This is a genomic window from Chromobacterium sp. ASV23, assembly GCF_016428945.1.
Taxonomy (GTDB): Bacteria; Pseudomonadota; Gammaproteobacteria; order Burkholderiales; family Chromobacteriaceae; genus Chromobacterium; species Chromobacterium sinusclupearum.
This window is the reverse complement of sequence record NZ_JAELTR010000021.1, coordinates 1-20,158: the sequence shown is the minus strand read 5'-3', so window position 1 is coordinate 20,158 and position 20,158 is coordinate 1. Positions and strand designations below refer to the sequence as shown.

19 protein-coding genes and 1 pseudogene are annotated in these 20,158 nt (G+C 65.0%); 13 read left to right on the top strand and 7 right to left on the bottom strand.

Annotation, left to right across the window (positions count from 1 at the left end; translation table 11 throughout):
- Positions 1-87: 87 nt before the first annotated feature.
- From JHD59_RS10655 to JHD59_RS10645, 3 genes are all read right to left on the bottom strand, one after another.
- Entirely contained in the window at positions 88-987 is a 900-nt protein-coding gene (locus JHD59_RS10655; protein WP_199154213.1) for a glutamate/aspartate ABC transporter substrate-binding protein, read from the bottom strand.
- A 110-nt stretch (positions 988-1,097) separates the two neighbouring features.
- Entirely contained in the window at positions 1,098-1,886 is a 789-nt protein-coding gene (gene rsmA / locus JHD59_RS10650; RefSeq protein ID WP_103317169.1) for a 16S rRNA (adenine(1518)-N(6)/adenine(1519)-N(6))-dimethyltransferase RsmA, read from the bottom strand.
- A 117-nt stretch (positions 1,887-2,003) separates the two neighbouring features.
- Positions 2,004-3,182: a multidrug effflux MFS transporter gene (locus JHD59_RS10645; RefSeq protein WP_199154212.1), complete on the bottom strand. Its 1,179-nt coding sequence runs from the start codon at positions 3,180-3,182 to the stop codon at positions 2,004-2,006.
- 545 nt (positions 3,183-3,727) lie between these two features.
- Between JHD59_RS10645 and JHD59_RS10640 the strand changes: the two genes are divergently transcribed.
- Together JHD59_RS10640 and rng are read left to right on the top strand one after the other, a co-directional pair.
- A complete protein-coding gene (locus JHD59_RS10640) occupies positions 3,728-4,324 on the top strand; it encodes a nucleoside triphosphate pyrophosphatase (protein ID WP_199154211.1) in 597 nt (198 codons plus the stop codon).
- A 16-nt stretch (positions 4,325-4,340) separates the two neighbouring features.
- Complete coding sequence (gene rng, locus JHD59_RS10635; RefSeq protein WP_043627741.1) at positions 4,341-5,837, top strand: ribonuclease G; 1,497 nt, start codon at positions 4,341-4,343, stop codon at positions 5,835-5,837.
- Positions 5,838-6,051: 214 nt separating this feature from the next.
- Here rng and JHD59_RS10630 read toward each other — a convergent pair whose 3' ends face one another.
- Positions 6,052-7,284, bottom strand: coding sequence for a M23 family metallopeptidase (locus tag JHD59_RS10630; protein WP_199154210.1), 1,233 nt, complete (start codon positions 7,282-7,284; stop codon positions 6,052-6,054).
- 233 nt (positions 7,285-7,517) lie between these two features.
- Here JHD59_RS10630 and JHD59_RS10625 point away from each other — a divergent pair, with 233 nt between their 5' ends.
- The 3 genes from JHD59_RS10625 to JHD59_RS10615 all read left to right on the top strand — a co-directional run bounded on the left by JHD59_RS10625 (position 7,518) and on the right by JHD59_RS10615 (position 9,349).
- Positions 7,518-7,787 carry a hypothetical protein gene (locus JHD59_RS10625; protein ID WP_103317176.1) on the top strand — a complete coding sequence of 90 codons (270 nt, stop codon included), beginning with the start codon at positions 7,518-7,520 and terminating at the stop codon, positions 7,785-7,787.
- Between the two features lie 211 nt (positions 7,788-7,998).
- Complete coding sequence (locus JHD59_RS10620) at positions 7,999-8,616, top strand: glutathione S-transferase family protein (protein WP_199154209.1); 618 nt, start codon at positions 7,999-8,001, stop codon at positions 8,614-8,616.
- Positions 8,617-8,680: 64 nt separating this feature from the next.
- On the top strand, positions 8,681-9,349 hold the full coding sequence (locus tag JHD59_RS10615) for an O-methyltransferase (protein WP_103317179.1): 669 nt from the start codon (positions 8,681-8,683) through the stop codon (positions 9,347-9,349).
- A 61-nt stretch (positions 9,350-9,410) separates the two neighbouring features.
- Here JHD59_RS10615 and JHD59_RS10610 read toward each other — a convergent pair whose 3' ends face one another.
- Entirely contained in the window at positions 9,411-10,163 is a 753-nt protein-coding gene (locus JHD59_RS10610; protein WP_199154208.1) for a BPSS1780 family membrane protein, read from the bottom strand.
- Positions 10,164-10,404: 241 nt separating this feature from the next.
- Here JHD59_RS10610 and tkt point away from each other — a divergent pair, with 241 nt between their 5' ends.
- The 8 genes from tkt (at position 10,405) to moaE (ending at position 18,513) form a co-directional block, all read left to right on the top strand.
- Entirely contained in the window at positions 10,405-12,393 is a 1,989-nt protein-coding gene (gene tkt / locus JHD59_RS10605) for a transketolase (RefSeq protein WP_199154207.1), read from the top strand.
- A gap of 94 nt (positions 12,394-12,487) precedes the next feature.
- Positions 12,488-13,498 (top strand): type I glyceraldehyde-3-phosphate dehydrogenase, encoded by a 1,011-nt coding sequence (gene gap / locus JHD59_RS10600; protein WP_199154206.1) that lies wholly within the window; start codon positions 12,488-12,490, stop codon positions 13,496-13,498.
- Between the two features lie 395 nt (positions 13,499-13,893).
- Positions 13,894-15,069: a phosphoglycerate kinase gene (locus JHD59_RS10595; protein WP_199154205.1), complete on the top strand. Its 1,176-nt coding sequence runs from the start codon at positions 13,894-13,896 to the stop codon at positions 15,067-15,069.
- Between the two features lie 46 nt (positions 15,070-15,115).
- A complete protein-coding gene (locus tag JHD59_RS10590; RefSeq protein WP_199154204.1) occupies positions 15,116-15,514 on the top strand; it encodes a GFA family protein in 399 nt (132 codons plus the stop codon).
- Positions 15,515-15,575: 61 nt separating this feature from the next.
- A complete protein-coding gene (locus JHD59_RS10585; protein ID WP_199154203.1) occupies positions 15,576-16,205 on the top strand; it encodes a LysE family translocator in 630 nt (209 codons plus the stop codon).
- Positions 16,206-16,287: 82 nt separating this feature from the next.
- Complete coding sequence (fba, locus tag JHD59_RS10580) at positions 16,288-17,352, top strand: class II fructose-bisphosphate aldolase (protein WP_043627725.1); 1,065 nt, start codon at positions 16,288-16,290, stop codon at positions 17,350-17,352.
- Positions 17,353-17,762: 410 nt separating this feature from the next.
- A complete protein-coding gene (gene moaD / locus JHD59_RS10575) occupies positions 17,763-18,014 on the top strand; it encodes a molybdopterin converting factor subunit 1 (protein WP_199154202.1) in 252 nt (83 codons plus the stop codon).
- 1 nt (position 18,015) lies between these two features.
- The gene (moaE, locus tag JHD59_RS10570) at positions 18,016-18,513 is read left to right on the top strand and encodes a molybdopterin synthase catalytic subunit MoaE (RefSeq protein ID WP_199154201.1); all 498 of its coding nucleotides are present in this window, start codon (positions 18,016-18,018) and stop codon (positions 18,511-18,513) included.
- Positions 18,514-18,941: 428 nt separating this feature from the next.
- On the opposite strand, the gene JHD59_RS10565 is transcribed toward moaE, so the two are convergent.
- Together JHD59_RS10565 and JHD59_RS10560 are read right to left on the bottom strand one after the other, a co-directional pair.
- A complete protein-coding gene (locus JHD59_RS10565) occupies positions 18,942-19,295 on the bottom strand; it encodes a 2'-5' RNA ligase family protein (protein WP_199154200.1) in 354 nt (117 codons plus the stop codon).
- Positions 19,292-20,158 (bottom strand): annotated as a pseudogene (locus tag JHD59_RS10560) (response regulator); the annotation flags it as partial. The pseudogene JHD59_RS10560 and the gene JHD59_RS10565, both read right to left, overlap by 4 nt.

The following is a 20,158-nucleotide window of genomic DNA, read 5'->3' as shown; positions in this document are numbered from 1 at the left end:
CGCGCAGGGTGAAACCGCCGCCTGCTTGGGCAGGCGGCTTGGCGTTCAAAGCTTCAGGGCGAAGGCCGCAAGCGCGGCCGGGCCGGCTTACTCGGCAGGCTTGTCGGTCGGTTTATCCAGCAGCGCTTTGAGCTCGTCGGACATCGGGAAGTTGAGGTTCAGGCCTTTCGGCGGCACCGGGCTGGTAAACCACTTGGCGTAGATCTTGTTGATCTCGCCGGACTTGAAGGTCTTCTCCAGCGCGGTGTCCACCACCTTCTTGAACGCCGGATCATCCTTGCGCAGCATGCAGCCGTAGATCTCGTAGGACTGCGACTTGCCGGTGACGACCCAGTTGGCCGGGTTCTTGGCCTTGGCCATTTCGCCGTACAACAGCGCGTCGTCCATCATGAAGGCGACGGCGCGGCCAGACTCCAGCATCAGGAACGATTCGCCGTGGTCCTTGGCGGAGATGACGTTCATGCCCAGGTTCTTGCTGGCGTTCATCGCCTTGATCAGGCGTTCGGACGTGGTGCCGGCGGTGGTGACCACGTTTTTGCCCTTCAGGTCCGGGAAGTCCTTGATGCCGGAGGTCTTGGCCGTCAGCAAGCGGGTGCCGATCTCGAAGATGCCGACCGAGAACGCCACCTGCTTGCCGCGTTCGGCGTTATTGGTGGTGGAGCCGCACTCCAGGTCCACCGTGCCGTTCTGCACCAGCGGGATGCGGGTCTGCGAGGTCACCAGGTTGTAGCGCACCTGCAGGTTCGGCATCTTCAGTTCTTTCTTGACCTCGTCCACCACTTTATTGGCGAGGTCCACCGAATAGCCGATCGGCTTCTGGTTGTTGTCGTAGTACGAGAACGGGATGGACGAATCGCGGTTGCCCAGCACGATCACGCCGGATTCCTTGATCTTCTTCAGCGTGCCGGTCAGCTCGGCCGCGCTTGCAGGCAGGGAGGCCAGTGCGGCCAGGGTACATCCGGCGATGACGGAGGTGCGGATATGCATGGAGTTTCTCCTTATAGACTCTCTTTGCGGGGAGGTTGGCGCCGCTGGGGCGGCGCCTTGATCTTCTTTTTAGTGATTGTCTGACAGTATGCTGATATTTTTTGTTTGTGTCAGGACTGAATGCCTTTGTCAGACAAATGGTTGGCCAGGCGGACATAGTCCTCCACCGGCAGATTCTCCGGACGCAGGCCCGGATCAATGCCCAGCGCGTCCAGATCGGCCACGTCGACCAGGCCCTTGAGATTGTTGCGCAGCGTTTTGCGGCGCTGGGCAAAGGCCTGGATCACCAGTTTTTCCAGCATCGCCTCATCGCGCGCCACGCCGCAGCGGCCCGGCGCCGGAATCATCCGCACCACGGCGGAATCGACCTTCGGCGGCGGCCAGAATGCTTCCGGCGGCACGAACAGGATGTTTTCCATATAGAAGCGGTATTGCAGCATGACGGACAGCCGGCCGTAATCGGCCGTGGACGGCTCGGCCACCATGCGCTCGATCACTTCCTTCTGCAGCATGAAGTGCATGTCCAGCACGCGGTTGCCGTAGCTGGCCAGGTGGAACAGCAGCGGCGTGGAGATGTTGTACGGCAGGTTGCCGACGATCTTCAGCGGCTGCTGGCTGACCGAGGCGAAATCGAAGGCCAGCGCGTCGCCGGCGTGGATGGTCAGCTTGTCGGCAGGATGCTCGGCCTTGAGCCGCTCGATGATGTCGCGGTCGATTTCCACCACATGCAGGTGCTTGAGGCGGGCCAGCAGCGGTTTGGTGATGGCGCCCAGGCCGGGGCCGATTTCGATGACGATGTCGTCCGGTTGCGGATTGACCGCGTGGACGATGCCTGCGATGACGCTGGCGTCCTGCAGGAAGTTCTGCCCGAAACGCTTGCGCGGGATGTGATTGCTCATGAATTTGCCAAATCTTGGAACAGCCGCGATTGTACTCGCGCCGCGGCAAATGTCCCAAGCGATTCAGGCAGTTGGCCTGATTTTCCGCGGCGTGGCCGGAAAATCAGGAACCGGCGCTCAGGCGCCCGCCGGCGCCGGCACCCCTGGTTGGCGCAGGGCCAGAGCGCAGCCGGCGGACAGCAGCAGCGCCGCGCCGGCCAGCGCCCACTCGCCCGGCACGGGCAAGGCGGCCAGTCCGGCGGACAGCGCGGCGGCGAACAGCATCTGGCTGCAGCCCAACAGCGCGGCGGCGCGGCCGGCGGCATGGCTGAACGGCGCCATCGCCAGGCTGCTGGCCGGCCCCAAGGTGAAGGCGAAGCCCACGCTCAACACCGCCACCGGCCCCATGTAATGCCAGGCTTCGCCGCGGCCGGAAAGCGCCAGCAGCAGCAAGCCGGCCAAGGCCATCAGGCTGAGCCCGCAGTGCAGCAGCGTCTGCAGCGAAAAACGGCCGATCAGCCGCAGGCTGGCGAAGCTGGCGGCCATGATCAGCAAGGCATTGGCGCCGAACAACAGACCAAAGGTGGCGGCGTCCATCCCGCCGCGGGCGATCAGCACGCCGGGGGCCAGCGTGACGTAGCTCAGGATCATGCCCAGCGCGGCGCAGCTGCAGGCGCCGTATCGCAGCAGTTCCGGGTGGCGCAGCAAATCGGCGCTGCCGATGCGCTCGGCCCGCGGCGGCGCGGCGGGACGCGTCTCCGGCATGCGCCAGGCCAGGACGGCGAAGGCGGCCAAGGCCAGCGCCGCCAGCAGCTGGAAACAGGACGGCCAGCCGTACTGCCGGATCAACAAGCCGCCCAGTGTCGGCGCCAGCGCCGGCACGATGCTGAGCGTGCCGTTGAGCAGGCTATAGCGGCGGGCAGCCGCGTGGCCGGAGTAGCAGTCGCGGATCAGGGTGAAGGCGCATACCGCGCTGGCGCTGGCGCCCAGGCCCTGCAGCATGCGCGCCAGCATGAAACTGGACAAGGCGCCGCTGCGGCTGGCCAGCACGGAGGCGGCGGCATAGACCAGCAGGCCGCCCAGCGCGACCGGCCGGCGGCCGATGCGGTCCGCCAGCGGCCCGAACAGCAGCTGGCCCAAACCCAGGCTGAACACGAAGGCGCCGATGCTGGCCGAGGCGTCGGCATGGAATTGGCTGTGCAGCTGGGGCAGCGCCGGCAGGTAGAGATCAATGCCCAGCGGGTTGAACAGGATCAGCAAAATGGCGACGGCAGTGGCCAAATTGGCGTGACGGGCGTTGAGGCGGACGTGCGGCATGGCGCGAGACGGCTGGCGTAAAATAGCCATGATACCAAAACAGTCTATTTATGCTCAATTTGCATAAAATAAATCATTGGTAAGATTGATGGCATGAACGCGCACTAGGGGCTGTTGACGTTTGGTGGGCGGTCGCGCCGGGATGCGTTTTGCGGCGAATCGAGGCGTTTCGCGCGCCGCATAGTCATTCTCTGCCAGAGCGGAACAACGAAGAGTCGGCGCGAAAGGCGCCCGGCCCTGCGGGTTTGGCCGCTTTGGGCCGGAAGCCACGTTGCCCAGCCCTTGCATAGAATGACTATGCGGCGGACTGTGCGCCTTGCTTCCGGCCCAAATCGGCTCAAACGCGATCCACTCACCAAACGTCAACAGCCCCTAGCCTGCCCCGCGTGGCTTACAAACGTTTACCAATCCGCGTCCTGCGTCAAGTGCTTGAATCCACGGGCGCGTCACGGCGCAAGCACCGGGCTGTCACGGTGGAAAGATGGTTGGCCGCCTGCCGCTCTGGTAACCTAGGCGACAGCCAAAGAACAAACGAGCAGCCTGACATGATCGCCAATGACAATAGAATATATCTCGCTTCCGGCAGCCCGCGCCGGCGCGAGATCCTGGAGCAGCTTGGCCTGAATCTGGAGCGCATCCACGCCGACATCGACGAAACGGTGCGTCCGGGCGAGGACGCCGTCGCTTACACCGAGCGGCTGGCGCGCGAGAAGGCCGAGGCGGGCTGGCAGGTGGTGGCGTCCTGCGGCCTGCCGGAGCGCCCGCTGCTGGCTGCCGACACCACCGTGACCCAGGATGGCGAAATCTTCGGCAAGCCGGAAGACGCCGCCGACGCCCGCCGCATGCTGCTGGCCTTCTCCGGCCGCAGCCACCAGGCGATCACCAGCGTGGCGGTCAGGCGCGGCGACAAGCTGCTCATCCAGACTTCGGTCACCGACGTTTATTTCAAGAAGCTGTCCGACGCTGAAATCCAGCGCTACATCGACAGCGGCGAACCGTTCGACAAGGCCGGCGGCTATGGCATACAGGGCCGCGCCGGCGTGTTCATCGAGCGCATCGCGGGCAGCTACACCGGCGTGATGGGCCTGCCGGTGTATGAAACCGCCTTGCTGCTGGCCGAGTTCGGCTTCGATCTGCCGTAAGCCAAAGGACGCCATCATGCTGCATCAATCGATAGCCCTGCCGCGCGACCTGCCGCGCCCGCAGGAACAGATACTGGTCAATATCACGCCGCAGGAAACCCGCGTCGCCGTGCTGGAAGAAGGCGTGGTGCAGGAATTGCACGTGGAGCGCGCCGCCAGCCGCGGCATCGTCGGCAATATCTATCTGGGCCAGGTGAAACGCGTGCTGCCGGGCATGCAGAGCGCTTTCATCGAGATCGGCCTGGAGCGCGCCGCCTTCCTGCACATCGCCGACGTGCTGGAGCAGCGCCAGCATCCCACCGAGCCGCAGCGCATCGAGAAGATGCTGTTCGAGGGCCAGACCGTGCTGGTGCAGGTGATCAAGGACCCGATCGGCACCAAGGGCGCGCGGCTGTCGACGCAGATCTCGCTGGCCGGCCGCTTCCTGGTGCATCTGCCGCAGGAAGAACACATCGGCGTGTCGCAAAAGATAGAAAGCGACAGCGAGCGCCACAACCTGAAGGCGCGGCTGGAGAAGCTGCTGCCGGCCGGCAGCCCCAGGGGCTACATCATCCGCACCAGCGCCGAAACCGCGCGCGACGACGAGTTGGCGGCCGACGTCGAGTACCTGTCCAAGCTGTGGACCGATATCAAGCAGAAGTCGCAGACGCTGCCGGCGCAAAGCCTGCTGTACGACGATTTGCCGCTGGCGGTGCGGGTGCTGCGCGACATGGTCAGCGGCTACACCGAAAAAGTGCTGGTGGACTCCAACGAGAACTACAGCCGCATGGTGGAGTTCGCCGAACAATACGTGCAGATCGCCGTCGACAAGATCGAGCGCTACGCCGGCGAGCGGCCGCTGTTCGAGCTGCACGGCATCGAGGCCGAGATCGATAAGGCCTTGGCGCGCCGCGTCAACCTGAAGTTCGGCGGCTATCTGATCATCGACCAGACCGAGGCGATGACGACGATAGACGTCAACACTGGCGGCTTCGTCGGCAACCGCAACTTCGACGAGACCATCTTCAAGACCAATCTGGAAGCCACCCAGGTCATCGCCCGCCAGCTGCGGCTGCGCAATCTGGGCGGCATCGTCATCGTCGATTTCATCGACATGGACAGCGACGAGCACCAGGCGGCGGTGCTGTCCGAGCTGGCCAAGGCCATGGCGCGCGACCGCACCCGGGTGACGCTGAACGGCTTCACCAGCCTGGGGCTGGTGGAAATCACCCGCAAGCGCACCCGCGAAAGCCTGGCCCATGTGTTGTGCGAGCCCTGCCCCACCTGCCAGGGCCGCGGCGAGATCAAGACGGCGCAGACGGTGTGCTACGAGATCCAGCGCGAGATCGTGCGCGAGGCGCGGCAGTACGACGCCAAGAGCTATCGCATTTTGGCGGCGCAGTCGGTGATCGACATGTTCCTGGACGAGGAGTCGCAGAGCCTGGCGATGCTGGTGGACTTCATCGGCAAGCCGGTGTCGCTATCGGTGGAGTCGAGCTACACGCAGGAGCAGTTTGACGTGGTCTTGCTGTGAGGTAGGGCGGAAGCCCGGCATGGCCGGGCGTTCCGCCGGTTCCGCTGTCGCGGGACGGCCATTCAGCAACGGGCAAGCGCGGCATCGCGCTTGCCCGTTTTGCTTGGCGCGGCAGCTAGCCGCGGGCGCATTGTGGATAAAATATGATTTCGTGGCTTGGTGTGGATAAGTTTCCGACGCGCTGAGTCAGCGCGCGTCGCGCTCGCTCAAGCGCTTACCAGGGACGCTGCGACGCTGGGCAGAGCGGCGCCACCGCTTGATTGCTGCCGGTGTCGACAAAACCATCGCTGACCCATAGACCGGCCGAGGTCTGGTTCCAGATGTCGGTTCTGCCCCAGACGCCCTCCACCGGCTCGGCGCGGACATGGCAAACCAGCGCCACGCTCTCGCCGCGCTTGGCCTTGCCGCCGATCTGCGCGCTGAGGCTGGGCGAGGTGCGCAAGTTGACGTGGCTGTTTCCCGCTTTGGGCGTGGCCACGCCGCTCAAGCCAGCAGGCGGCGGCGAAGGCGGCGCGGGTTCCGCGCCGTCATGGTAATGCGCCAGCCGGCCGCCGACATTCACCCGGCTGCCATCGCGTTGCGCATAGCCCTGATAGGCGCGGTTGCCGGCAAAGAACTGCCAGCCGCCCAGGCGCTTGCGGTTGACCGGTTCCGCCTGTCCTTGGTAGATCAGCGAAAAATGGACATGCGGCCCGGTGGTGCTGCCGCCGCAGGGCAGGCCGTTGCCTATCGTCCCCAGATACGCGCCCTTGTCCAGCCGTTGGCCGTCGGGCGCGGAGGTCAGATTGATCATGTGGTAGTAGGTGGTGGAATAGCCATTGTCGTGCACCAGCTTCACCAGCGCGCTGCCGTTGCGCACGCAGCTTTTGTAGATCACGCCGGCTTGCGGCGCCAGCACCTTGCCATCGCCGCCGGCAAAGTCGATCGAGTCATAGGGCTGGCTTTCGCCGCTATAACCATGCGGCCCGCCCGTCATGTTCCAGGCTGCGCCCGCGCGCCAGGGCAAGCCGAGGCCGGTGTTTTCCGGCGCCAGCCGTTTGGATGCGGCCAGTTGGCTGCGCCAGGCGCGCTTTTCCGCGTCGCTCAGCCAGCCGGCTGGCGATTGCTCCAATAACTCGGCGAAACGCGGGTCGTCGTCCAGCGCCAGCTGCCAGCCTTCCGCTTGGCGCCGGGCCAGAAACAGGCGCGACACCGGCACCCGGTCTGCGCCGGTCATTTGCACCGGCAAGGGCTGGGTGGCCGAGCCGAGCACCCAGCGGCGGTCCGGCGTTTCGCGATGGGTTTCCACCAGCGTGTCCATCTGCGACCCGCTGGCTGGCAGCTGTGTTTGCCGCAGCGCCCGGCTGGCGGCCAGGCGCAGGCTGTCATCGTCCGTGGCTTGAGCCGCCATGGCGGCGCCGGCGGCGAGCAGGGAGATCAGGGAGACAATGGAAATGAACGGTTTCATTGCGGGCTCCTCATCGTTGTGAGCGTGCGGTGCAAGGCCGGATGGCCGTTTGCGACCATAGCCGGGAAACCATTGGGGGACAGCTGGCCTTACGTATGACGGGATGGCAGGAACTTTGGCAGGGATGGCGGTTTGGCGTGCGCTCGGCAAACGTCAACAGTCACTAGGCCCGGCAAACCCGCTACACTCAAAATGACAGTCTCGTGACGGTTATGCGACAGGAGGGGAAAGCCATGGACGCGCTCAGCCGTGAAAACCTGCTGTGCCTGATGGAGGACGTGGAGGCGGAGGACCCGATCGACTACGCCGACCTGCCGTTCGACGAACAAAACCTGCGCGAACTGATTGTCGATTCGCTGCTCGAACGCGAGCTGGTATTCCGCGCCGAGGAGCCGGACGAGGCCAAGCGCATGCTGGTGTATCTGGCCGCCACCGCCCGGCTGACGCTGGAAAACATGGTGCTGCACGCCCGCTTGCTGCGCGCCGGGCTGGAGGACGGTTAAGGCCGCTCGCCGCGGTTTTCGGCGAGGGGCCCTGGCCTTGATGGCTGTGGATTGTGCTCGTCAACCTGCCGGCTGAAGTCCCGTCCACGCATGACCGTGCGATTTGACAGGCTGTCGCGTTGAGCAGAACACACTGTCAAATGGCCAAAATAAACATTTGGCATGGCGGGTGGTATGCTGTTCATCCCACTTCTTCCTTCAGGATGACCCCATGCTCCGCCTGCTCGGCCGCGCCAACTCCATCAATGTCCGCAAGGTGCTGTGGACCTGTCATGAAATCGGCCTCGACTACCAACGCGAGGACTGGGGACGCGGCTTCCGGCCGGTGACCGATCCCGACTTCCTGGCGCTGAACCCCTTCGCGCAAATCCCGGCGCTGGTCGATGGCGACACCGCGCTGTCCGAATCGAACACCATCTGCCGCTACCTGGCCACCAAACATGGCCGCCATGATCTGTTGCCGCAGGAAGCCGCCCTGCGCGCCCAAGTCGAAAAATGGATGGATTGGCAGCTCAGCGAGCTGAACGGCAGCTGGATGTATGCCTTCCACGCGCTAAGCCGCAATAGTCCGGATCACCAGGACCCGGCGCGCATCGCCGAAAGCGTGGCCGCGTGGAAAAAGCAGATGGCGGTGCTGGAGTCGCAGCTGGGCGAACGCTGGATCCTGGGCGAAACCTTCACTTTGGCCGACATCGTGCTGGGCGTGTCCGTCCAGCGCTGGCTGCTCACCCCGTTCGACAAGCCGGCGCTGCCGAAGACCGAGGCTTATTTCGAGCGCTTGCGCCAGCGGCCGGCCTACCGCGCCCACGGCGGCGACGGCGTCGCCTGAGCGCTGTCCCTTTTCGGTTTGCAAGCCTGCTGCAAGCAGGCCGCCCCCCACCTAGGAGAATGAGATGCACGACGCACAATGGACCGTCCTGGATGACTACTACAGCGCGGCGCTGGTGAAGCAAGACGCCGCGCTGGAAGCGGCGCTGGCCGACAGCGCGGCCGCCGGTTTGCCGGCGATCAATGTGGCGCCGAATCAGGGCAAGTTCTTGAACTTGCTGGCCCGCATCCATGGCGCGAAGCGGATTCTGGAGATCGGCACCTTGGGCGGCTACAGCACCATCTGGCTGGCGCGCGCCTTGCCGGCGGATGGCAGGCTGGTGACGCTGGAGTTCGAGCCGCGCCATGTCGAGATCGCCGCCGCCAACCTCAAACGCGCCGGCGTGGCGGACAAGGTGGAAATTCTGCAAGGCGCGGCGGCGGATTCGCTGCAGCGGCTGATCGCGCAAGGCGCGGCGCCGTTTGACTTCATCTTCATCGACGCCGACAAGCCCAACAATCCGGTCTATCTGGAGCTGGCGCTGCAGCTGTCCCGCCCTGGCACGGTCATCGTCGGCGACAATGTGGCGCGCGGCGGCGCGGTGGCGGATGCAGGCAGCGCTGACCCCGCCATCCAGGGCATACGCCGCTTCATCGAACTGATGGGGGCCAATCCGAGACTGTCCGCCACCGCGGTGCAAACGGTGGGAGCCAAGGGTCATGACGGTTTCGCCTTGGCCATCGTCGAACGCTGATCAGGCAAGCAAAACGGGCAACGGTTCACGCCAGCTGCCCGTTTTTCTATGCGGCTCCCGCTTATAACTGGGCTGCCGGCTGCGGCTGGCCGAACACGTCCTTCCAACTGGTGTAAGCGGTGACGAAGGCGATGGGGCACCACAACAGCAGGCCCAGGCCCAGCGTCAGCATGGCCGGAATCAGCAGCAGGCCCAGCACCAGGCCGGCCACCAGCATCGGCAGCCAGTTGGACAGGCCGGCGCGCAGGCTGGCCAGAATGGCCTGCCACGGCGAGACATTTTCCAGCGTCACCAGCGACGGGGCGAACCAGTAGCTGAGGCTGACGACGAACATCACCAGCGACATCACCAGCAGCAGCAAGGCGACGAAGCCGCCGGCCGCCGCGGGCTTGGCATCGATGGCCAGATGGCCGCTCGCCATGCCGCTCATCATCCCGGTGGACACCCCGGCCATGCCGACGATCAGCATCGCCGCCGCCATCAGCGCGAAGAATATCGCGCCCACCTGCAGCAGCGGGCCGGGCATCTGGCGGAAGCCGGCGAACAGGTCGGCCAGCTCCAGCTCCTCGCCCCGTTCGGACTTGCGCGCGGCCATCACGAAAGCGCCGGCGAACACCGGGCCGATGATGGCGCCGATCAGGCCGCCGATGAACGGCACCAGGTTGATCACAAAATGGATCATCAAGTAGACCAGGGTCAGCAGCACCCAGGTCAGGGGCTGCTCGCGCACGATGTAAAACGCTTCCACGCACCAGCGCCAGCCGCGGCCGGCGCCCACTTTGCGGGCTGGGGGCGGGGTGTCGAATGACTGCATATTCGGTCTCCGTTGCGGCGCATGCTGCGCCGGATTTGGGGGAAAGAAGGCTAGACCATGCCGTCTGTACATGGTTCTGCTTGATTCTACTCAATTTGTGTGTGGGATGGCTGGTTGCCGGAAAGTGCCAAAATCGGCGATAATCCGGCGGTTTTGCGACGGTAGACCCATGTCGCCAGCAGCATAGAGCGGATGGAAGAACCGTCGTTCCGGTTCCCAATAGTCTTGAGGTTTTACCGAAATGGTTACCCGCACCGAGCTTGCCAACGCCATCCGCTTCCTGGCCATGGACGCCGTGGAAAAAGCCAAATCCGGCCATCCGGGCGCCCCGATGGGCATGGCAGACATCGCCGAAGTCCTGTGGCGCGATCATCTGAAGCACAATCCGGCCAACCCGTCCTGGGCCGACCGCGACCGCTTCGTTCTCTCCAACGGCCACGGCTCGATGCTGATCTACAGCTTGCTGCACCTGACCGGCTACGACCTTTCCATCGACGACCTCAAGAATTTCCGCCAACTGCATTCCAAGACGCCGGGCCACCCGGAGTACGGTTACGCGCCGGGCATCGAAACCACCACCGGTCCGCTGGGCCAGGGCATCACCAACGCCGTGGGCATGGCGATGGCAGAGAAGATGCTCGCCGCCCAGTTCAACCGCGACGGCCACGCCATCGTCGATCACCACACCTATGTGTTCATGGGCGATGGTTGCCTGATGGAAGGCATCAGCCACGAGGCTTGCTCGCTGGCCGGCACCTGGGGCCTGAACAAGCTGATCGCCTTCTGGGACGATAACGGCATCTCCATCGACGGCCATGTCGAAGGCTGGTTCAGCGACGATACCCCGGCCCGCTTCGAAGCCTACGGCTGGCAAGTGATCCGCAACGTCAACGGCCACGATCCGGTCGAGATCGCCACCGCCATCGCCACCGCCAAGCAAAGCGCCGACAAGCCGACGCTGATCTGCTGCAAGACTACCATCGGTTTTGGCGCCCCCACCAAGCAGGGTAGCCACGACTGCCACGGCTCGCCGCTGGGCGCGGCTGAAATCGCCGCCGCGCGCGAAGGCCTGAAGTGGCCGCACGCGCCGTTCGAGATTCCGGCCGAGATCTATGCCGAGTGGAGCGCCCGCGACAAGGGCGCCGTGGCCGAGATCGAATGGAACAAGCGCTTCGACGCTTACCGCGCCGCGCATCCGGAGCTGGCCGCCGAGTTCGAGCGCCGCATGAAGGGCGAGCTGCCGCAAGGTTGGGTGGAGGCTCAGGCCGCCGCCATCGCCAAGATCAACGACGCCGCCCAGACCGTGGCCACCCGCAAGGCCAGCCAGATCGCGCTGGAAGCGCTGTCGCCGCTGCTGCCGGAGTTCGTCGGCGGCTCCGCCGACCTGACCGGCTCCAACCTGACCAACTGGTCCGGCTCCAAGTGGATCAACCGCGAAGGCCAGGGCAACTACATCAGCTACGGCGTGCGCGAGTTCGGCATGGCCGCCATCATCAACGGCATGACCCTGCACGGCGGCCTGCGCCCGTACGGCGGCACCTTCCTGATGTTCAGCGAATACGCCCGCAACGCCCTGCGCATGGCCTCGCTGATGAAGGTCAATCCGATCTTCGTGTTCACCCACGATTCGATCGGCCTGGGCGAAGACGGCCCGACCCACCAGCCGGTGGAGCAGACCGCCACCCTGCGCTACATCCCCAACCACCACACCTGGCGTCCGTGCGACACCGTGGAAGCTGCGGTGGCCTGGGCGCACGCCATCGAGCAGAAGACCACCCCGACCAGCCTGGTGCTGAGCCGGCAGAACCTGCCGTTCGTGTCCCGCGACGCGGCGCAGATCGCCGCCATCCGCAAGGGCGGCTACGTGCTGCGCGACGCGGCCGGCGCCAAAGCCGTGCTGATCGCCACCGGTTCCGAAGTGGAACTGGCGTTGAAGGCGCAGGAAACGCTGGCGGCCGAAGGCGTGCCGGTGCGCGTGGTGTCCATGCCGTGCACCAATGTGTTCGACGTGCAGGACAAGGCCTGGCAACAGAGCGTGCTGCCGGCGGGCCTGCCGCGCGTGGCCATTGAAGCCGGCCATGGCGATTTCTGGCGCAAGTATGTCGGCCTGGAAGGCGAAGTGGTGGGCATCGACCACTTCGGCGAATCCGCCCCGGCCGGCCAGCTGTTCAAGGAATTCGGCTTCACCGTGGAGAACGTGGTCGCCAAGACCCGCTCCGTGTTGCGTTAAGCAGTCGACAGACCATCGCGGCGACGCGGTGGTCTTTTTTTGCCGTGTCATGTAGTCGCCGCACTACAAAAAAGCATCTGGAGAAGAGAGAAGCATGACCATCCGCCTCGCCATCAACGGTTACGGCCGCATTGGCCGCCAAGTTTTGCGCGCCATCTACGAAAACAAGTTGCACGACGATTTCAAGGTGGTGGCCGTGAACGCTTCCGGCGACCTCGCCATCAATGCCCACCTGACCCAGTTCGACACCGTGCATGGCCGCTTTCCCGGCACCGTGGAGCAGGACGGCGAACACCTGATCCTGAATGGCGACAAGATCCCGTTCTTCAGCACCCGCAACCCGGCCGAGCTGCCGTGGCGCGCGCTGGCGGTGGACCTGGTGCTGGAGTGCACCGGTGCCTTCACCAGCAAGGAAAAGTGCCAGGCCCATTTGAACGCCGGCGCCAAGAAGGTGCTGATTTCCGCGCCGGGCGGCGACGATGTGGACGCCACCATCGTGTATGGCGTGAACCATGACGTGCTGACGCCGGAGATGACCGTGGTGTCCAACGCCAGCTGCACCACCAACTGCCTGGCACCGGTGGCCAAGGCGCTGAACGACGCGCTGGGCATCAAGAAAGGCCTGATGACCACCATCCACGCCTTCACCAACGACCAGGTGCTGACCGACGTCAAGCACAAGGATCTGCGCCGCGCCCGCTCCGCCACCGATAATATGATCCCCACCAAGACCGGCGCGGCCAAGGCCGTCGGCCTGGTGCTGCCGGAGCTGAAGGGCAAGCTGGACGGCTTTGCCGTGCGCGTGCCCACCATCAATGTGTCGCTGGTGGATCTGACTTTCACCGCCATGCGCGACACTTGCAAGGACGAGGTCAACGAGATCCTGCAGGGCGCGGCCAATGGCGCGATGAAGGGCATCCTGAGCTTCAACACCCTGCCGCTGGTGTCCGGCGATTTCAACCACACCGAAGAAGCGTCGACCTTCGACGCCACGCTGACCAAGGTGACTGGTGGCAATCTGGTCAAGGTGCTGGCCTGGTACGACAACGAGTGGGGCTTCAGCTGCCAGATGCTGCGCACCGCGCGCGCGATGTTCGGCCGCTGATCCAGCCGTAGGGCGGATGCCCCGCGAGGGGCGATCCGCCATCTTGTTGCGGGGCCAGTTTGCTTCGATGCAAAGATGGCGCGGCGGAACGCCCGGGCATGCCGGGCTTCCGCCCTACCAAAACAGCGGTGCGCATGCCAAACGCACTGTTGTTTTGTTACATGGCGCGCGCAAGAAATTTGATTGGTGTTAAAGTGACGCCGCTGAATCGGCATACACTGCCGGATAGGGGCGAGCGCCGGGCGCGCCAGGTCCATCCGCTTGCGGCCTTGCGCCGCAGTGGGAAATTTTGCAACAGCGCGCCGGTGCATGCCCGCGGTTTCGCCTTATCCCGTTCCGCAAGCCACTGGCTGCTTGCCGGATCGTCCCGCATCCAAACCTGAGTGAGTGAAGCGATGAAATTCAACAAACTCTCCGAGCAGAATCTTTCCGGCAAGCGCGTACTGATCCGCGTCGACATGAACGTCCCGCTGAAAAACGGCGTGATCGGCGAAGACACCCGCATCCGCGCCAGCCTGCCCACCATCGAGCACTGCCTGAAGGCCGGCGCCGGCGTGATGCTGATGACCCACCTGGGCCGTCCGACCGAAGGCGAGCCGAAGCCGGAAGACAGCCTGGCGCCGGTGGTGGCCCGTCTGTCCGAACTCTTGGGCAAGCCGGTGCGCCTGCAAGCCGATTTCCAGAATGGCGTCGAACTCGCCCCGGGCGAAGTGGTGATGCTGGAAAACGTGCGCCTGAACAAGGGCGAGAAGAAGAACAACGAAGAACTGGGCCGCGCCTACGCTGCCCTGTGTGACGTGTTCGTGCACGACGCCTTCGGCACCGCGCACCGCGCCGAGGCCTCCACCCACGCCGTGGCCAAGTTCGCCCCGGTGGCCTGCGCCGGCCTGTTGCTGTCGGCCGAGCTGGACGCGCTGGGCAAGGCGCTGCAGGCGCCGGCCCGCCCGATGGTGGCCATCGTCGCCGGCTCCAAGGTGTCCACCAAGCTGACCATCCTGGAAGCGCTGGCCGACAAGGTGGACCAGTTGATTGTGGGCGGCGGCATCGCCAACACCTTCCTGTTGGCTGAAGGCAAGGCCATCGGCAAGAGCCTGGCCGAAGCCGAGCTGGTGGAAGACGCCAAGCGCGTGATCGCCAAGATCCGCGCCCGCGGCGGCGACGTGCCGCTGCCGTCCGACGTGGTGTGCGCCAAGGAATTCGCCGAAACCGCCGCCGCCGTCACCAAGCCGGTGGGCGAAGTGACTGCCGACGACATGATCCTGGACATCGGCCCCGATTCCGCCAAACAGCTGGCCGCCATCATCGCCCAGGCCGGCACCGTGGTGTGGAACGGTCCGGTCGGCGTGTTCGAGTTCGACCAGTTCGGCAACGGCACCAAGACTTTGGCCGAGGCTATCGCTAAGTCCAAGGCGTTCTCCATCGCCGGCGGCGGCGACACCCTGGCGGCCATCGCCAAGTACGGCATCACCGACGACATCAGCTACATCTCCACCGGCGGCGGCGCCTTCCTGGAATTCCTGGAAGGGAAGGAACTGCCGGCCGTGGCCATCCTGGCCGAACGCGCCAACTAAGGGAGAGACCGGCATGGCGGCGATGCCGCCGTGACGAATCTATATGATGGATACGCATCTATACGAGGGCAGCTGCTTGTGTGGCGGTATCCGCTACCGCGTCGGCGGCGCGATCAAGGCGGTGACGCATTGTCATTGCGCCATGTGCCGCAAGTCGCATGGCGCCGCTTTCGCCAGCTACGGCAGCGTGCGGCTTGAGCATTTGTGCGTGCTGGATGAAGAATCGCTATTGGCAGCGTATCCATCATCGCCCGGTGTGACGCGCGAGTTTTGCCGGCGCTGCGGCTCGTCGCTGTTCTGGCGCGCGTCCGAGAAATGGCCGGATTGGCTGAGCCTGGCTTTGGGCAGCCTGGATACGCCCTTGCGGACGGGGAAGCAAAAGCATGTTCATTTCGACGCCGCGCCGGCTTGGTGCCCCGCGGTGTTGAGGGGCGACGTGCGATGAGCCGCCGCCTGACCCGGCCGCTCCGTTATACTGGCGGGTATCCCCCCACCAGGAGAACATGATGTCTTTGCAAACCTGGCTGTTGTTCGTCACGACCGTCTTTTTCGTCTCCGCCACCCCCGGCCCCAATATGCTGCTGGCGATGACGCACGGCATCCATTACGGCGTGCGCCGCACGTTGATGACCTGTTTGGGCCTGATGACGGCACTGGGCCTGATCATGGCCGGCTCGGTGGCCGGCCTGGGCGCGCTGCTGGCCACGTCGGAGCTGCTGTTCTCCATCGTCAAGTACGCCGGCGCGCTGTATCTGGTGTATCTGGGCATCAAGACCTGGCGCAGCCTGCCGCAACCGGTGGCCGAGCTGCGCGAGGACGACAGCGGCAAGCACGGACCGTGGGCGCTGTTCCGCCGCGGCTTCCTGGTGGCGATGAGCAACCCCAAGGCCTTTATCTTCTTTACCGCGCTGTTCCCGCAGTTCATGAACGCGCATCAGCCGCAGGGGCCGCAGCTGGCCATCCTGGCGGCCACGTTTTACCTGATCGAGTCCTGCTGGCAGCTGACTTACGCCAGCAGCGGCGCCCGGCTGGCGCGCTGGTTGAACAGCGCGAGCCGGCTGCGGATGGTCAACCGCTTCAGCGGCGGCGCCTTCGTCGGCGCCGGTGTGCTGCTGACCGGCTTGTCCAGACAGTAACCATCACGGCTGCCGATTCGTCATCGCCAGCCGTTTTTTTCGAACTGGCCCCGCCGTGGCGGGGCTCACGAGGGAGAGATTCATGGCACTCGTTTCCATGCGCCAGCTGCTGGATCACGCGGCTGAATTCAGCTACGGCCTGCCGGCCTTCAACGTCAACAACCTGGAGCAGATGCGCGCCATCATGGAGGCCGCCGACAAGGTGAACGCCCCGGTGATCGTGCAGGCTTCCGCCGGCGCCCGCAAATACGCCGGCGCGCCCTTCCTGCGCCACATGATCCTGGCCGCGGTGGAAGAATTCCCGCACATCCCGGTGGTGATGCACCAGGACCACGGCGTGAGCCCGGACGTCTGTCAGCGTTCCATCCAGCTGGGCTTTTCCTCGGTGATGATGGACGGCTCGCTGAAGTCCGACGGCAAGACCCCGGCCGACTATGACTACAACGTCGGCGTGACCCGCACCGTGGTCAGCTTCGCCCACGCCTGCGGCGTGTCGGTGGAAGGCGAAATCGGCTGCCTGGGCAGCCTGGAAACCGGCATGGCCGGCGAGGAAGACGGCGTCGGCGCCGCTGGCGTGCTGGATCACAGCCAACTGCTGACCGATCCGGAAGAAGCGGCCCGCTTCGTCAAGGACACCGGCGTGGACGCCCTGGCCATCGCCATCGGCACCAGCCACGGCGCCTACAAGTTCACCAAGAAGCCCACTGGCGACGTGCTGCGCATCGACCGCATCAAGGAAATCCACGCCCGCATCCCCAATACCCACTTGGTGATGCACGGCTCCTCCAGCGTGCCGCAGGAATGGCTGCAGATCATCAACCAGTATGGCGGCGATCTGGGCGAAACCTACGGCGTGCCGGTTGAGGAAATCGTCGAAGGCATCAAGCATGGCGTGCGCAAGGTCAACATCGACACTGACCTGCGTCTGGCCTCCACCGGCGCCATCCGCCAGTTCATGGCCAAGAACCCGGCCGAATTCGACCCGCGCAAATACCTGGCCAAGACCATCGAAGCGATGCGCGATGTCTGCATCGCCCGCTACGAGGCGTTTGGCGCGGCCGGCATGGCCAGCAAGATCAAGCCGATCAGCCTGGACGCGATGGCCGACAAGTACCTGAAAGGCGAGCTGGCGCAAATCGTGCGCTGAGTCCTGTGACACGATGCGACAGCTGTTTGTAAGAACAGTGTAAAAGCTCTTGTCACCTGAAGTGATGATCTGCGATAATTCATTTGTCATTTCAGGAAAAGGGATTGTATGCAGCGCAGTCCGCCATGCGATTGTCCTGCCATACGGCTTACCCGACCCGCCCGCGAGGCGGGTTTTTTTTTGAGGAGACAGCATGGTTCTGCATTTGAGTTTCGCGCCATGGCGGCGGACGGCTGGAGAAGCCTAAGCAACAGCCATCAGCATTTTGCAACGGTTGCGCGAAGGACTAAGTTGATAGCGGAGAGGCCGCCATCCGCCTGGCCCTTGATCGTCGTCCTTTTCCGCACCCTGTGGTTTGCTTACACTGCTGCCATCACCAAAATGGTCCGCAGGGGCCGGGAGGAGGGGCAATGAAACTGAACATGCTGTATTTCGCCCGTCTGCGCGAGACGCTGGGCGTGGAGAGCGAGCAACTGGACAGCGATGCCGCCACCGTGGCGGAGCTGTTGACCGAATTGCGCCAGCGCGGCCATGTCTGGGCGCTGGAACTGGCCGCCGACAAGGTATTCCGCGTGGCGGTGAACCAGGAGATGGCCGGCCTGGACACGCCGTTGGCCGATGGCGACGAAGTGGCGGTGTTTCCGCCGGTCACCGGGGGCTGAGATGGCGGTCAACCACATCCGGGTGCAGGGCGAGGATTTCGACGTAGGGGCCGAGGTGAGGCGCTGGTCGGCCAATCCGGCTTGCGGCGCGGTGGTCAGCTTCTCCGGCCTGGTGCGCGACCATGGCGACCGCCAGGACGTGGTGGCGTTGGAGCTGGAACATTATCCGGGGATGACCGAAAAGGCCCTGGCCGACATCGTGCGCGAGGCACGCCAGCGCTGGTCGCTGAAGGGTGTGACGCTGATTCATCGCGTGGGCCGGCTGGCGCTGGGCGACAATATCGTGTTGGTGGTGACGGCCAGCAGCCACAGGCGCGATGCCTTTGAGGCCGCTTCGTTTCTGATGGATTACCTGAAACGGCAGGCGCCGTTCTGGAAGTGCGAAATCCTGGCCGATGGCAGTCGCCACTGGGTGGACGCCAAGACCAGCGACGAAACCGCCGCCGCGCGCTGGGATCAGGCGGCTGGCCCTAATCCCCCGCCGTTGAAGCCCGCGTGACGGACGCCGGCACCGGCCAGCCATCCAGCCGGTAATGGTGGGCGCCGCCGGGGCGCAGGACGGAGGCGAATAAGCTGACTTCGCGCAAGGGCATGACCAGCGGCGGCAGGGCCTGTTGCGGCAGCGGCCGCGCAATATGGCGAAGTAGGCTCAGGTGCGGCCGGTATGGCATAGGGGCTGTTGACGTTTGGTGAGCGGTCGCGCCGGGATGCGTTTTGCGGCGAATCGAGGCGTTTCGCGCGCCGCATAGTCATTCTCTGCCAGCGCGGAACAACGAGGAGTCGGCGTGAAAGGCGCCCGGCCCTGCGGGTTTGGCCGCTTTGGGCCGGAAGCCGCGTTGCCCAGCCCTTGCATAGAATGACTATGCATCGGACTGTGCGCCTTGCTTCCGGCCCAAATCGGCGCAAACGCGATCCACTCACCAAACGTCAACAGCCCCTAGCTTCCAGTGCGATGCCAGCCGCGCGCAATTCGTCTTTCAGCGCGTCCACCCATGCGCCCAGCTCCGGCGGCGGGTGGCGCGGTCCGCACCAGCCCACATCGTGCCAGCAGCCGCAAGCATCCAGCGTGATGGCGTCCGGCAAGCTGGGCGCGGCCCAAGCGGCGCAGTCTGCGGCCCTTTGCAATTGCAGCGGCGTCACCTCGCCCAGAAAGGCCAGCGTCAGATGCAGCTGGCGGGCAGGCAGGGGACGGCCGCCGCCCAGCCGCTGCAGCTGGCGCTGCCAGCCTTGCAGCGTGGCCAGGCACGCTTGCGGCGGCAGACAGGCGAGGAACGCTCTCAATCGCCCGGACTCAGCAGCGCCTGGCGCCGCTTGACGAAGCCGCGCGCCCGCTCGTTGTTCTGCGGCAGCCAGTCCAGCAGCTCGTCTAGCGACGCCATTTCCCAGCCCTTGGGCTGGCCGGCTTCGCGCCGGTTTTCCGCGATGCGCAGCAGCATGGCGCAGCCGTAGTGGCCCAGCCGGCTGTTCAGGGTGCGCATCGCTTCGCGGTGCAGCATGCGCGCCGCTTGCTCCAGCTCGCCCTGGTTGGCTTGCGCCAATGCGGCGCGGCTATGCTCTTGCAACTCGGCGTAGGCTTGGGCGATGGCCTCGCCGCAAGCCGGCTGCGCCTGGGCGATCTCCTGCAGCGTGCCCAGTTCGTGGCGGCCATCGGCAAAGCGCAGGCCGATCAGCCGCGCCCATTGCGGCGTCTGCTCGCCGCCTTCGCTCGGCGCCAGTTGGACCGCGGCGGACAGGAAGCGCTGCGCGCTGTTGAAGTCCACTTCCGGCGCCAGCAGCCATTGCGATGCCTCCCGCAGCTGCTCCAGCGCCTGGGCCGGCCGTTGCTGCGCCAGCGCTGCCAGCGCGCGGCATACCGCCATGGTCAGCGGACCGCCGGTCAATTCTTCCTGGCGGGCGGCGATGTCGCTCTGCAGCCGGTCCAGCTGCTGGGTCTGGCCGCTGACGCAGCGCGCCTGCAGCAGATCGACCATCGCCTCGGGGCCGAAGAAGCTGTTGTTGCGGCCGATATCCACCGCTTTTTGCAGCGGTTCCACCGCGCGGGTCGCTTCGCCGCTGCGCAGCAGCGCGGTGCCGAAGCAGTGCAGGCGCTGGAAATTGCGCGGCGACAAGGCCACGGCTTTTTCCAATACGGTGGAGGCTTGGGC